Genomic DNA, 13,425 nt, shown 5'->3' with positions numbered 1-13,425 from the left:
GGAAACACCTCCTACTGCACGCGTGCTAATACATCGTCAATATTACCTGCATTTAAGAAATATCCTTCTGGAACATCATCATGTTTTCCTTCTAGAATTTCTTTAAATCCCTGAATTGTCTCACTAATTGGAACATATCTTCCTTCAAATCCTGTAAACTGTGTTGCTACGAAGAATGGTTGTGATAAGAATCTCTGAATTTTTCTTGCACGAGATACTGTCAATTTATCTTCTTCTGACAATTCATCCATACCAAGCATTGCAATAATATCTTGTAATTCTTTATACTTCTGAAGAATTTCCTGCACACCACGAGCAACTTTATAATGCTCTTCTCCTACAATATGAGGATCTAACATACGAGATGAAGATTCCAATGGATCTACAGCTGGATAAATACCAAGTTCTGTAATCGCACGAGATAATACAACTTTCGCATCCAAGTGGGCGAATGTTGTTGCTGGTGCTGGGTCAGTTAAGTCATCGGCAGGCACATATACAGCCTGTACAGATGTAATAGAACCATTCTTTGTTGAAGTGATACGTTCTTGTAATGCTCCCATTTCTGTCTGTAATGTAGGTTGATATCCTACTGCCGAAGGCATACGTCCAAGCAACGCAGAAACTTCCGAACCTGCCTGTGTAAAACGGAAAATATTATCAATAAATAAAAGAACATCTTTTCCACCTTTATCACGGAAATATTCTGCCATTGTCAACCCTGTAAGACCTACACGCATACGAGCTCCAGGTGGCTCATTCATTTGCCCAAATACCATGGCCGTTTTATTGATAACCCCTGATTCCATCATTTCATAGTAAAGGTCATTTCCTTCACGAGTTCTCTCTCCTACACCTGTAAACACAGAGTATCCACCATGTTCTGTAGCAATATTTGTAATCAATTCTTGAATTAATACTGTTTTTCCTACACCTGCACCACCAAACAGACCGATTTTACCACCTTTCTGATAAGGGCAAAGCAAGTCGATTACCTTGATACCTGTTTCAAGCATCTCAGCTTCTGTTGCCTGTTCTTCAAATGCAGGAGCCTTTCTATGAATCGGTGCATACTCTACATCTGTCGGTGCAGGTTTCTCATCGATTGCTTCTCCAAGTACGTTAAAGATACGTCCTAATGTATTTTCACCTACTGGAACAGAAATAGGCGCGCCTGTTGCGACTGCTTCCATACCTCTAATAAGTCCATCTGTTGGACCCATGGCGATACATCTTACCGTATCATCACCCAAATGTTGTGCAACTTCCACAACTAATTTTTCACCATTACTTCTTGTAATATCAATGGCTTCATTAATTTCAGGAAGATTTCCATCAGCATATTTAATATCTAATACCGCACCAATAATTTGAGTGATTTTACCTATATTTCTTTCTGCCATTTTTTCACTCCTACCTTTTTCTAAAGATAAACGCCGCTGCTATAGTGCATCCGCACCGGCTATAATCTCTGTTAATTCTTGTGTAATAGCACCCTGACGGGCTCTATTATATTTTAATGCCAAGTCCTCAATTATTTCTTCCGCATTATTTGTTGCAGAATCCATTGCTTGCATACGAGCACCATTTTCACTTGCAACTGCTTCAACAAATGCACCATATAAAATACTTGTCATATACTTCGGAACAAGAAGGCTAATTGCCCTTTCTTCCTCTGGCTCAAAATTCATTAATACGTTATTGTTTTCTGACGCATTTTCTTCTGCTACAGTTGACGTGTCAACTGGAAGTAATTTTCTTAATGTCGGAATATGTGTTACCGTATTTTTGAAAAATGTATACGCTACATAAATTTCACCAATGTCTCCATTAGCAAAATCTGTAAGCAGTCTTTTACTTAGTGCCTGTGCATCTGCATAAGCCGGTTCTTCTATCATATCAGAACAATCAAGAACAACTTCATAGCCTTTTCTTACAAGGCTCTCTGCTCCTTTTTTACCAACAAGATATAACCGAACATCTTCCTTTGCGATGCCACTTTCCGTAATGAGTTTTACTACATTTGAGTTGTATCCTCCAGCAAGTCCTCTATTAGAAGTAACAACAACAATACCGACTTTCTTTGAATCTCCTGCTTTCAAATATGGGTGTTCTATATTTCCCGCTTTTGCAAGCATAGATGTCACTGTAGAATACATACACTCAAAGTATGCTTTTGAATTCTCTGCACGCATTCTTGCTTTTTGCAATTTTACGGTAGAAATAAGTTTCATGGCTTTTGTAATCTGTTGTGTACTTTGTACACTGCTTTTACGCCGTTTTATTTCTCTCATTGATGCCATGACAATTCTCCTCTATTTAGAATTCTTTTTTGAACTCATTGATTGCATTTACAAGTGTTTCTTCTGTTTTATCAGAAATCACTTTTTCCACTTTAATTGCCTCTGGAATTTCTGGATATTTTGTCTGAATAAATTCAAACAATCCTTTTTCAAATTCTAGAACACGCTCTACTGGAATATCTAATAAATATTTCTGTGTTGCAGCGTAAATAATAATAACCTGATATTCAACCGGCATTGGCTGATATTGAGGTTGTTTTAGCATTTCTTTAATACGTGCTCCCTGTGCAAGACGTTCTGTTGTATCCGCATCAAGTTCTGATCCAAACTGTGCGAATGCTGCCAACTCACGATATTGTGCAAGGTCAATACGAATTGGACCTGCAATTTTCTTCATCGCTTTAATCTGTGCCGAACCACCAACTCTCGATACAGAAATACCAGGGTTAATCGCTGGTCTAAAACCTGCATTAAACATTTCTGTTTCAAGGAAAATTTGTCCATCCGTAATCGAAATAACGTTTGTTGGAATATAAGCAGATACATCCCCTGCTTGCGTTTCAATAATTGGAAGGGCTGTAAGAGATCCTCCTCCCAACTCATCTGACAATCTTGCCGCTCTCTCTAAAAGTCTTGAATGAAGATAAAATACATCTCCAGGGTAAGCTTCACGTCCTGGTGGTCTTCTAAGAAGTAATGAAAGTGTACGGTATGCTGTCGCATGTTTAGACAAGTCGTCATACACGATCAATACGTCTTCTCCCTTTTCCATCCATTCTTCACCCATAGCACAACCTGCATATGGTGCGATATATTGAAGTGGAGCAAGTTCACTTGCTGTAGATGCAACAACAGTTGTATAATCCATTGCACCATATTCTTCAAATGTCTGTACAATATTTGCAACTGTTGACGCTTTCTGTCCAATTGCAACATAAATACATTTTACTCCTTGCCCTTTTTGATTGATAATCGTATCAATAGCGATTGCAGTTTTACCTGTCTGTCTATCCCCGATGATCAACTCACGCTGTCCCCTTCCAATTGGTACCATAGAGTCAATCGCCTTGATTCCTGTCTGCAACGGTGTGTCTACTGATTTACGCGAAATAACACCTGAGGCAACTCTTTCAATCTGACGATATGCTTTTGCCTGAATAGGTCCTTTCCCATCAATAGGTTGTCCAAGTGCGTTTACAACACGACCTAACATACAATCTCCAACTGGAACTTCTACTACTCTTCCAGTTGTTTTTACGGTATCCCCTTCGTTAATGTTTCTGTTGTCTCCTAAAAGAACAGCACCAACATTATCTTCTTCAAGGTTTAACACCATACCGTATACTTCCCCAGGGAACTCCAAAAGTTCTCCCTGCATTGCGTTTTCTAGACCGTGGATACGCGCAATACCATCAGCTACTTGAATAACCGTTCCCACATCAGATACTTCTAAATCTGACGCATATCTTTTAATCTGTTCTTTAATGACAGAACTGATTTCTTCTGGTCTTAAATTCATGGAGCGAATCCACCTTTCTTTTATATTTTATATCTGAATACTTTTCAACTGCTTAGACAATTCATAAAGTTTTGTCTGAATACTGCTGTCTACAACCCTATCACCAATACGGATAACCATTCCGCCAATAAGACTTTCATCTACCGAATAATTCATTTCAAAATTCTCGTAACGGGTTGTTTCTAAAAGCCTTTGTTCCACTGCACTTTTTTGTACATCTGTTAATTCTATTGCAGTTGTAACAAATGCAGTACCTATTTTCTTTTCCTCTTTTACAAGTGCTATAAAATAGTCAAATACGGACGAAATGTCTTTTGAGTGCCCTTTTGCAATTAAAAGTGCAATCAGTCCGATAATTTCTTTTGATACATGACCTGTAAAAGTTTCTTCGATTAGTTTTATTTTTTCTTCTTTAATAATCTTTGGATTGTCCATTAATCTCTGAAGTTCTTGGTTTTCAGAAAAAACGGCTGTCAGCCCTTTTGCTTCTTCCGCAAAAGTGTCCACACGATTTTCTTCCATAGCTACAGAAAATAATGCATCTCCATATGTTTTAGAAACTAACTTAGCCATGTACTGTCACCCATTTCTTTTAATGTTTCTTCAATTAGACTCTCCTGTACACTTGTATCAATAGAAGCAGATACAACTTTTCCAGCCATCATAGAGGCGATTGTAATCATTTCTTGCTTCATTTCATCTAATGCACGTTTCTTTTCCAATTCAATTTCCGCATTTCCGCGTTCTATAATACGGGCTGCCTCTTCTTTTGCTTCAGCAATAATTTTTGCTTCGTTTTGCATTGCCTTTTTGCGTGTGGCACTTAAAATTTCTTGTGCCTCTTTATCCACTTCTTTTAGTTTCTTTTCGTACTCTTCCTTATATGCATTAGCATCTGTTCTTTCTTTCTTAGCCGTTTCTTGCTCATCTAAGACCCTTTGTCTTCGCTTTTCCAATAAGTTTCTTACTGGTTCAAACAAAAGATAGGATAAAAATGTAAACATAACAAGCATACTGATTGCCAATACTATCGCATCGAAAAGGAACTGTGCATCAAGGGTAAATAATCGTTCCAAGGTTCAGCCTCCTTCCTTATCTTATTTTCAATTTCCGTTATTCTTAAAGTTTACCTAATAATGGGTTAGCGAATAACAGGATAAGTGCGATAACCAAACTGTAAAGACCAGTTGTTTCCGCTACGGCCTGACCAAGTAACATTGTAGATGTAATGTCTGATTTTGCTCCTGGGTTTCTACCTACTGCTGATGCACCATGACCTGCTGCAACACCTTGTCCAATACCAGGTCCGATACCTGCGATCATTGCAAGACCAGCACCGATTGCTGAACACGCTAAAATTAATGCTTCATTTGAAATTCCATTCATAGTTAAATCCTCCTAAAATATGTTTTTGTTTTTCTTGTTACTTTTTGTCCGGTATCTTGTCACTGACAAATACCATTGTCAACATACAGAATACGTATGTTTGAATCGCTCCAGAAAAGATATCGAAATAAATGTGCAAGAATCCTGGCCATGCAATTGCGATATTGGATAATAATCCATAAAGCAAAGCCATAATTACTGTTCCCGATAATACATTTCCGAACAAACGCAATGATAATGAAAATGGCACCGCAATTTCTCCAATCAGATTTATTGGGAATAGAAACGGCAATGGCTTAAACAAATCTGTAAATGCACCAAATTTGTTGTACCTGATATTATTAAATTGAATCAAGAAAAATGTAATAATACCAAGTGGAAATGTAACACCATAATCCGCTGTTGGTGGTCTTAAACCAAGCAATCCTGAGATATTACTAAACAGAATAAATAGGAATAGTGTTCCAATATAGTTTCTATATGGTATTCCCTTTTTGCCCATACCACCATGCACCATACTATCTAACGTCTCAACGATGTATTCCACCACATTTTGAAATTTACTCGGTTTTCCATCAGTATCTTTTAACTTTATCCTTGCGACAAGAGCAAATATAATCAGCCCAACGCATATGATAAAAATACTGACATGAGTCGTTGTCAAGTATAAATCTTGGCCGAACAGTTTGAACTTTACAAGTGAATGAATCATAAAGTCCGCTTCTTTAGCCGCTAATATCCCTAGTCCATTTCCCACGTGCTTCAACCTCCTTTACTTAGATTTTTTTAATTTCAACAACACTTTATGTGTGTGAGGCTGCAAATAAGCCCCTATTTTTAATCCCAAAACACCGACTAGCAGTGTAATTGGATTCCCAACGTCAAAATAAACTGTAGCACCAAATATAATTGCTACACTTACATATCGCAGTGCATACATTTTTCTCATATGTTTTGCTGCTCCTGCTTCTCCCAAGTCCAAAGCATCTTCTATGGAACGTTTCATATGAAGTGCCATCCCGATTGCCACAACAACGCCTATCCATAATCCTAAAGACAAATAAGAAAGATTCCCTGTTGCAATAAAGCATACCGGAATCTGCACAACCGTTCCATATACAATGATACCCGCGATTAATTCCTTCAATGTTTCATCTGCTGAATTATTTATCATTTTCTTCATCCTCTGAATCTTCATTCGCGTGTCTGACTAAATAGTAAACATTTCTTCCCCCAGCTAAAACTCCCATAATGACAAGGGGGATAAAAATTGGCAATGAAAACTTTTCTTCAAGATAAGAACCTATCCATGCACACATCAAAATAGGAACAATCATGCTTATTCCAACCTGTGTAATCAACGCAAATGTTCTATGTACACTCTTTTTATATTTCATAAAGTCTCCTCCAATTTCTTGCCTGTTATTGTTATAACACTTTTTATACTCAAAGTCCACAGTTAAAGGATGATAACTTTATTCCCTCCACTCTAAGCGATGAAGATGTCCTTCTTTCTCCATATTAGCAAAACCATTTTGTCGAAGAGCTTCATATAAAACAATTGCTACAGAATTTCCCAAATTCAACGATCGAATGTCATGTGACATCGGAATACGAATACTTTCTTCTTGATGTTCTACTAAAATCTCTTCTGGAATTCCTGCACTTTCTTTGCCAAACATTATATAGCAGTCTGGTTCATATGTAACATCTGTGTACACATTTTTCGCTTTCGTTGTTGCCATATAAATTTTTGCATTTGGATTTTTTTCTAAAAATTCTTCAAAATTAATGTATGTTGTCACATCTAAATCATTCCAATAATCCATACCCGCTCTTTTTAACGCCTTTTCATTTAGTCGAAATCCTAACGGTTCTATCAAATGTAGTCTTGTATTTGTCGCTACACAAGTCCTTCCAATATTACCTGTATTTGCAGGTATCTCTGGTTCAAATAAAACGATATTAAGCATTTATTTCTGTCCTTTCTCTCAATCGATTGATAAATTTTTCCAATCTTCCAATTGCTTCTTTTAAGTCTTCTAGTGAATACGCATAAGAAATACGTAAAAATCCTTCTCCACATTCTCCAAACGCTGTTCCTGGAACAACTGCAACCTTCTCTTCTTCTAAAAATTTCATAGCAAATTCTTCTGAGGTCATACCAAACTCTTTAATACTTGGGAAAATATAAAATGCCCCATAAGGTTCAAAACAATCTAACTTCATCCGTTTAAACTCATTAACAAGAAAACGTCTCCTTTGATTATAGGCAGTTCTCATTTTTTCCACTTCGTCTTCACAATTTTTCAACGCTTCTACGGCTGCATACTGGCTATTTGTAGGCGCACACATAATTGCATACTGGTGAATTTTTACCATTTGTTCTATAATATTTTTCGGTCCACAGGCATATCCTAGCCGCCATCCTGTCATAGCAAATCCCTTTGAAAATCCATTAATTACAATTGTTCTTTCTTTCATTCCCGGAAAACTTGCTATTGACACATGGTCCCCTTGGTAACTCAGTTCTGAATAAATCTCATCTGATAAAACAAACAAATCATGCTCTACTACAAATTTCGCAATCGGTTCTAAATCTTTTTTGGTCATTATAGAACCTGTTGGATTATTAGGAAACGGCAATACAAGTATTTTCGTCTTTTCTGTCACAACTTCTTCAAGTTCTTCTACCGTTAGTTTGAATTCATTCTTTCGTTGTAAAGGTATAATCACTGGAACACCATCTGCCAATACTGTACAAGGTAAATACGAAACATAACTTGGCTGTGGAATTAAAACTTCATCTCCCTTATCCAGCATAGCGCGTAAAGCAATATCAATCCCTTCACTTCCACCTACAGTCACAATAATTTCATCTTTAAAATCATATTCTACATTTATTTTTCTTGATAAATATCTGCTTATTTCTTGCTTTAATTCTTTTAACCCTGCATTTGATGTATAAAAGGTTCTTCCCTTTTCAAGAGAGTAAATACCTTCTTCACGTATTTTCCACGGTGTATCAAAATCCGGTTCACCTACTCCCAAAGAAATAGCATCATCCATCTCACTAACCAAATCAAAAAATCTTCGAATTCCTGATGGTGCAATATTTACAATTTTTTCTGATAATGGATTTCTCATTATGGCATCACCGGTATCCTTTCTCCTTTAGATTTATTCACCAATATAGTTGAATGATCTTTATATTTCTTTAAAATAAAATGTGTCGCTGTACTTATTACCGATTCTATTGGCGAAAGTTTTTCCGAAACAAACATGGATACTTCTTTCAATGTTTTCCCTTCCAAAGTAACAAGCAAATCGTATCCTCCTGAGATAAGGTAAACTGCAGAAACTTCCGGATAATTATAAATTCTTTCTGCAATACGATCAAACCCTTGATTTCTCTGTGGTGTAACACGAACTTCAATTAATGCTGTAATCTTCTCCACTCCAGCTTTATCCCAATCAATTAATGTATGATAACCACATATAATTTTTTCTTTCTCCATATCGGCAATTTCATTTGCAACGGTAACCTCATCCGTCCCTAAAAGAATTGCCAATTCTTTCAATTCCACTCTACTATGTGTTTCAATATAACTCAGTATTTCTTTTCTCATTGTCTTCTCCTTTATACTCCATAAATTTTCAACAATTCATCCTGCGCCGGTCTATCAATATATCTTTTTTCCTCTTGATTAAAAATCACTCTTTCTTTTACAGCTGTGGTTCTTCCAATCACCTCGGCATGAATTCCATTTTTAAGTAACAACTCCACTAACTCTTTTCCATTCTCTGTCATTAAAAGCGTACTCCCTGCTGACGTCATTTGATACGGATTCAACTGAAAATATTCACATACTTCTATTGTTTCCTGCTTGACTGGGATTTTCTTTAAATCTATTTCCACACCTATATCTGACGCTTCCGCCATATTCCATAATGCCGCAAGAATACCTCCATCTGTAATCTGATGCATCGCTGAAACCCCATATTTTTTTGCTAATTTTAATTCTTTATCTGCAAATAAATTTTCTTCAAGAAGATTTATCTGCGCCATAAATGTAGGGACAAACCGTTGTTCCAATTCTTCCTTTTTTTCTCGCACAATCCGAAGTGTTCCTTCTAAGGCAATCCATTTTGTCATAATAATATCTTGATTTGCCTTTCCCATAGAACTTTGAATAAGTTCTCCCTCTTCGAGCATTCCAACTCCAACAACTGTAATAACAGCTTTTGTAATTGCAGGACTCACCTGTGCTTTTACATTCAAAATCTGTATGTTTTGTCTTTCTGCAATCTTCTCTGCAAACTCCACCATAGATTTTAAACGGGATTCATATGCGTAAGGTGGCAGTAAAATACTTAAATTCACGCCAATCGGAGATGCTCCTCTTGTATACAAATCATTTAATGCCTGTGCAAAAGCAAACATTGCAATATCTTTTTCATTCCCATATAATGTGACGTTTGTAAAAATCGTCTGGTAACCATTCGGAACAGTAATTCCAGAACACATTTCTTCCACGGATGGTTCTATGATTGCTTCTTTTCTTTTCGTCTTTAATTGTTTTAATATAGACCGTCTAATAACTGTCTGTGATACATTCCCTATCTTCATCTGTACTATCCTTTTTATTTTTCCCTTATGGTGTAGTCTGTGGTGCTGTAGGAGGCACTGGCTGTTGAGGTACTGTTGGGTTTTGCGGTTGCGGTGTTGGAATCGGAACCTGTGCAGCCGCTTCTTTAGCTTTTACATCTGCAATAGCTGTTCTTATTCTACTTTCATCTTGTGTTCTAATCGCATCTTGTATTTGTTTCGTATATGCAGGATTTGTAGACGCTGTCCCTACTGAAACTGTTGTCACCGAAGGATTATAAGAACTTTTATTGAAAATATCTCTGCTAACTTCTTTTCCCCCCTCATAAACCACTTTCCAAAGTCGTGCAATCATTCCTTTATGTGTGCCTTTCTTTTCTGATAAATATCCAATAGCAGCACCCGTTTGTGCCACATATTTTTTCTTAGGCGCTTCTGTAGAAATCACCTCACTAATATACTCTACTTTTCTATCCGCTTTTCGTGTTTCTTTTCCATAAATTGTGAAAACTACATTTCCATTTGCAACATATCCCTCAATAAAAATCGGAGTCTGCAAATTATTTTTAAACCGAAAATCTTTATAATTTCCTGCAATAGCTGCATCTCTTGAAGGCTTCACATAACTAACCGTCATGGAGTGTGGCTGTCTACTTGTCACTTCCAGCTCCGATTCAATAACGGCATTATATAAAGTTGTAGATACTTGACAAATTCCACCAGCAATACTTTGCACAAGTTCTCCATTCTCAAATGCTCCAGCCTCAACATAACCATTACTTTTTTCAAAAGGTTGCATTGCCTTTCCTACTGAAAATTCTTCCCCGGGCATAATAACTGAGCCATGAATTTTCTGTACTCCATTTTTTATATTAACCACTCTTGTTTGTCCACTTCCACAATACGTAGAAAATGTTCCAAGAGGATCTTTAATACTTTCCAAATCTTTCTTCTGTACACGTGGGTTCTTTACGTCAGAAACAACTTCTATTTTTCCTTCTTTCCCATTCCAATCTTTGTTTAAATATCGATTGATTGCATCAATTGTCTTATCTGAGTTTAACTCTTTCCCTTGTTGATCTTTTGTTAAAACAAAGGCTCCATCTTTTCTTGCAATCGTTGCGTCTACTGCTTTTGGAAGGATTCCTTTTAACTTTTCCGTTAAAACTTTCTTGGCTTTCTCTTTTTCTATTTGATAAACTGGTTTTAATACTGTATTCTTTTTCTTTAAATCCTTTATTTCAATATAGCGACTGAATACATTGCCTTTCTTTCCATAATCAATGGCATTTTTAATCAAATCTTCTTCTTTAAAAATATCAAATCCAAGTTCTCCTAATAAAACTTCTGTTTTCTTATCTCCGGCTAATAGAAAAATTTTCTGTTTCTCATATAACTTTGCTTGCCGATCTACAGCATTCAGAGCCTGTTTCTCATTCATACCAGAAACATTTGTCCTCCCAATAAACACTCCTTCACATATTTTCTCTTTTGCTTGTTTATTGACTTGATGATATAACATAGCGTATATCACTCCATAAACAAACAAAAAACACACGAAAATCAAGCCACATATTTTGGCTATTTTCCGGTGTTTTTTCTCTTGTTCATTCCTTCTTTTGCTATCTTTGATTCCTTTACGCATAAACCAACCCTCTCCCTCGATTTTGGTTTTCTTTACATGATATATGGTAATACAGATGTTGCCAACATCGCAACAATAACTACCAATATGACAACAGATACAATTTTCTTAAACTTTTTATCATAGAAATTCATCTTTTATTACCCCTTCTCTTCTAAAGAATACTTTCATTTTATACTCTTTAGCACCTTTTTGCAAGAAACAATAGTCACAATTCTACAAATGAAAAATCGTTGCTTGGTAGTTTAACTTGCTACGGTTTTGATAATCAAATAGAATCATCGTATCTTTTTTTCTGCCATCTCCTAGTACATCATACGTAAATTTCTCTATATGCGTCATTTTTCTCAATTGCCGTTTATCATACTTTTCATACCCACATAGATATTGATGTTCTTTTGACTCTTTTTCATAAAATTCACTGAGCCATTCTTTATCTACTGTATTTTCCCCCGCAAATATAGGACGACTTTTTATATTTTCTCGAAGATATAGATCAAACACAAGTAATTGTCGATATAAATCTCTTTTTTCTTTCACATATTTTTCCACAAAGCCAAGCAAAATTTCATATCGTGTAATTCTTGAATGACTTACTGTATGAAACGCATGCTCCTCATAATATTCTCCCAACTTTTCAAAAAAAGTAAACGGGGTCAAAAATTCTTTAACTAAATGTTTCACGGTATAAGAAAACTGTCCACTATTATAATAACTTTCTACCATTTCCTCTATTCTTTTTAATTTCAAAACATCTTCATATGGCAACCATTTTGTGTAAAGAACTTCATATGGTGGAAGACTTTTATAAACTAATCCATACTCTTTTGTATGTTCTTCCATATAAGAACCTTTGAGCACCTTCAAAAATCCCAACTGCAATTGCTCTGGCGAAAGAGCATACACATCATTAAACGATTGTCCAAAACTTTCATAGTTTTCATATGGAAGCCCTGCAATCAAATCTAAATGTTGGTGAATATTCTTTCCAGAATTCACTTGTTGCACTGCGCAAGCCACTTTCTCAAACCGCATTGTTCTTTTTATTTCTTTAATTGTCTTTGGATTTGTCGATTGCACTCCAATTTCTAATTGAACTAGCCCCTCTCGCATTGTTCCAAGGAGTTCCAACTCTTCTTCATTTAACAAGTCTGCCGATATTTCAAAATGGAAATTTGTTATCCCATTATCATGTTCTGCTATATATTTCCAAATTGTTAATGCATGATCGTGCTTACAATTAAACGTTCTATCTACAAATTTAACTTGGGGAACTTCATGATCAAGGAAAAACTGCAATTCTTTCTTCACTAATTCCAAGTCACGAAACCGAAGACACTTATCAACTGATGACAAGCAATAACTACATGAAAATGGACATCCTCTACTTGTTTCATAATAGATAATTTTATTCTTAAATTCATCCATATCTTCATATACAAACGGAACTTTACTTAAATCCATGATTTCACGCCATGGATTTTCTATAATCTTTCCCCATTGATTTCTATAAGAAATTCCTTTTATATCTTGAAGGTAGCTTTCTTCTTTCTTGTCTATATAATAAGAAACAATATCCAAAAATGTTTCCTCTCCTTCACCTTTTATGACTCCGGTTACCTCAGGCAGTTCTTCTAATACTTTCGATGCATCATAGGAAACTTCTGGTCCTCCAAGCCAAATGGGTAAATCAGGTAAAATTTTATGTATTTCACGAATAAGCGTTTCCACATAAGATATATTCCAAATATAACAGGAAAAGCAAAGTACATCTGGCTTTTGTTTATAAAGATCCATCAAAATTTCGTCTAACTGCTGATTAATTGTATACTCTAAAAGTGAAATATTGTCTGCATATTTTTTTGCATATGCTTTTAAGCTATAAACCGCCAAATTAGAATGGATATATTTTGCATTGATTGCCGTCAGTATAATCTTCATCATTTCCTCCTACTATTAAAAA

At 35.9% G+C, this 13,425-nt stretch carries 15 protein-coding genes; all 15 read right to left on the bottom strand.

What is annotated here, in order from left to right; translation table 11 throughout:
• Nucleotides 1-11: 11 nt before the first annotated feature.
• The gene (gene atpD / locus ACY2U7_RS01260) at nt 12-1,403 is read right to left on the bottom strand and encodes a F0F1 ATP synthase subunit beta (protein WP_461812485.1); all 1,392 of its coding nucleotides are present in this window, start codon (nt 1,401-1,403) and stop codon (nt 12-14) included.
• A 39-nt stretch (nt 1,404-1,442) separates the two neighbouring features.
• Nucleotides 1,443-2,303, bottom strand: a complete 861-nt coding sequence (gene atpG / locus ACY2U7_RS01255; RefSeq protein ID WP_461812484.1) for an ATP synthase F1 subunit gamma — start codon at nt 2,301-2,303, stop codon at nt 1,443-1,445.
• A 16-nt stretch (nt 2,304-2,319) separates the two neighbouring features.
• Nucleotides 2,320-3,822 (bottom strand): F0F1 ATP synthase subunit alpha, encoded by a 1,503-nt coding sequence (atpA, locus tag ACY2U7_RS01250; RefSeq protein WP_461812483.1) that lies wholly within the window; start codon nt 3,820-3,822, stop codon nt 2,320-2,322.
• A gap of 27 nt (nt 3,823-3,849) precedes the next feature.
• Nucleotides 3,850-4,395, bottom strand: coding sequence for an ATP synthase F1 subunit delta (atpH, locus tag ACY2U7_RS01245; RefSeq protein ID WP_461812482.1), 546 nt, complete (start codon nt 4,393-4,395; stop codon nt 3,850-3,852).
• On the bottom strand, nt 4,383-4,898 hold the full coding sequence (gene atpF, locus ACY2U7_RS01240) for a F0F1 ATP synthase subunit B (protein ID WP_461812481.1): 516 nt from the start codon (nt 4,896-4,898) through the stop codon (nt 4,383-4,385). Before atpF ends, atpH begins: the two co-directional genes overlap by 13 nt.
• A gap of 43 nt (nt 4,899-4,941) precedes the next feature.
• Entirely contained in the window at nt 4,942-5,208 is a 267-nt protein-coding gene (gene atpE, locus ACY2U7_RS01235; RefSeq protein WP_009461770.1) for an ATP synthase F0 subunit C, read from the bottom strand.
• Nucleotides 5,209-5,245: 37 nt separating this feature from the next.
• On the bottom strand, nt 5,246-5,965 hold the full coding sequence (atpB, locus tag ACY2U7_RS01230) for a F0F1 ATP synthase subunit A (RefSeq protein WP_461812480.1): 720 nt from the start codon (nt 5,963-5,965) through the stop codon (nt 5,246-5,248).
• Between the two features lie 15 nt (nt 5,966-5,980).
• Nucleotides 5,981-6,382: a hypothetical protein gene (locus ACY2U7_RS01225; RefSeq protein WP_461812479.1), complete on the bottom strand. Its 402-nt coding sequence runs from the start codon at nt 6,380-6,382 to the stop codon at nt 5,981-5,983.
• Nucleotides 6,372-6,605, bottom strand: a complete 234-nt coding sequence (locus ACY2U7_RS01220; RefSeq protein WP_461812478.1) for an AtpZ/AtpI family protein — start codon at nt 6,603-6,605, stop codon at nt 6,372-6,374. Before ACY2U7_RS01220 ends, ACY2U7_RS01225 begins: the two co-directional genes overlap by 11 nt.
• 78 nt (nt 6,606-6,683) lie before the next feature.
• A complete protein-coding gene (gene trmL, locus ACY2U7_RS01215) occupies nt 6,684-7,181 on the bottom strand; it encodes a tRNA (uridine(34)/cytosine(34)/5-carboxymethylaminomethyluridine(34)-2'-O)-methyltransferase TrmL (protein WP_461812477.1) in 498 nt (165 codons plus the stop codon).
• Nucleotides 7,174-8,355 (bottom strand): aminotransferase class I/II-fold pyridoxal phosphate-dependent enzyme, encoded by a 1,182-nt coding sequence (locus tag ACY2U7_RS01210; protein WP_461812476.1) that lies wholly within the window; start codon nt 8,353-8,355, stop codon nt 7,174-7,176. The genes trmL and ACY2U7_RS01210 overlap by 8 nt, the downstream gene beginning before the upstream one ends.
• Nucleotides 8,355-8,837, bottom strand: a complete 483-nt coding sequence (locus tag ACY2U7_RS01205; RefSeq protein WP_461812475.1) for an Lrp/AsnC family transcriptional regulator — start codon at nt 8,835-8,837, stop codon at nt 8,355-8,357. Before ACY2U7_RS01205 ends, ACY2U7_RS01210 begins: the two co-directional genes overlap by 1 nt.
• A gap of 11 nt (nt 8,838-8,848) precedes the next feature.
• Nucleotides 8,849-9,838: an AIR synthase-related protein gene (locus ACY2U7_RS01200; protein WP_461815708.1), complete on the bottom strand. Its 990-nt coding sequence runs from the start codon at nt 9,836-9,838 to the stop codon at nt 8,849-8,851.
• 25 nt (nt 9,839-9,863) lie between these two features.
• Nucleotides 9,864-11,462, bottom strand: coding sequence for a VanW family protein (locus ACY2U7_RS01195; protein ID WP_461815707.1), 1,599 nt, complete (start codon nt 11,460-11,462; stop codon nt 9,864-9,866).
• A gap of 216 nt (nt 11,463-11,678) precedes the next feature.
• The gene (locus ACY2U7_RS01190) at nt 11,679-13,403 is read right to left on the bottom strand and encodes a B12-binding domain-containing radical SAM protein (RefSeq protein ID WP_461815761.1); all 1,725 of its coding nucleotides are present in this window, start codon (nt 13,401-13,403) and stop codon (nt 11,679-11,681) included.
• Between the last annotated feature and the right edge of the window lie 22 nt (nt 13,404-13,425).

This window comes from Faecalimonas sp., from assembly GCA_029264305.1.
In the GTDB taxonomy this organism is placed as follows: domain Bacteria; phylum Bacillota; class Clostridia; order Lachnospirales; family Lachnospiraceae; genus Faecalimonas.
Note: the sequence above shows the minus strand (reverse complement) of the source record. Positions and strands in the feature narration are given on the sequence as shown.

What these genes read in the sequence shown, in the direction of transcription:
- ACY2U7_RS01190 (WP_461815761.1), bottom strand. Translation starts at nt 13,403, where the DNA reads ATGAAGATTATACTGACGGCAATCAATGCAAAATATATCCATTCTAAT.
- ACY2U7_RS01220 (WP_461812478.1), bottom strand. Translation starts at nt 6,605, where the DNA reads ATGAAATATAAAAAGAGTGTACATAGAACATTTGCGTTGATTACACAG.
- trmL (WP_461812477.1), bottom strand. Translation starts at nt 7,181, where the DNA reads ATGCTTAATATCGTTTTATTTGAACCAGAGATACCTGCAAATACAGGT.
- ACY2U7_RS01205 (WP_461812475.1), bottom strand. Translation starts at nt 8,837, where the DNA reads ATGAGAAAAGAAATACTGAGTTATATTGAAACACATAGTAGAGTGGAA.
- atpA (WP_461812483.1), bottom strand. Translation starts at nt 3,822, where the DNA reads ATGAATTTAAGACCAGAAGAAATCAGTTCTGTCATTAAAGAACAGATT.
- ACY2U7_RS01195 (WP_461815707.1), bottom strand. Translation starts at nt 11,462, where the DNA reads ATGCGTAAAGGAATCAAAGATAGCAAAAGAAGGAATGAACAAGAGAAA.
- ACY2U7_RS01200 (WP_461815708.1), bottom strand. Translation starts at nt 9,838, where the DNA reads ATGAAGATAGGGAATGTATCACAGACAGTTATTAGACGGTCTATATTA.
- atpD (WP_461812485.1), bottom strand. Translation starts at nt 1,403, where the DNA reads ATGGCAGAAAGAAATATAGGTAAAATCACTCAAATTATTGGTGCGGTA.
- ACY2U7_RS01225 (WP_461812479.1), bottom strand. Translation starts at nt 6,382, where the DNA reads ATGATAAATAATTCAGCAGATGAAACATTGAAGGAATTAATCGCGGGT.
- atpH (WP_461812482.1), bottom strand. Translation starts at nt 4,395, where the DNA reads ATGGCTAAGTTAGTTTCTAAAACATATGGAGATGCATTATTTTCTGTA.
- atpG (WP_461812484.1), bottom strand. Translation starts at nt 2,303, where the DNA reads ATGGCATCAATGAGAGAAATAAAACGGCGTAAAAGCAGTGTACAAAGT.
- atpE (WP_009461770.1), bottom strand. Translation starts at nt 5,208, where the DNA reads ATGAATGGAATTTCAAATGAAGCATTAATTTTAGCGTGTTCAGCAATC.
- ACY2U7_RS01210 (WP_461812476.1), bottom strand. Translation starts at nt 8,355, where the DNA reads ATGAGAAATCCATTATCAGAAAAAATTGTAAATATTGCACCATCAGGA.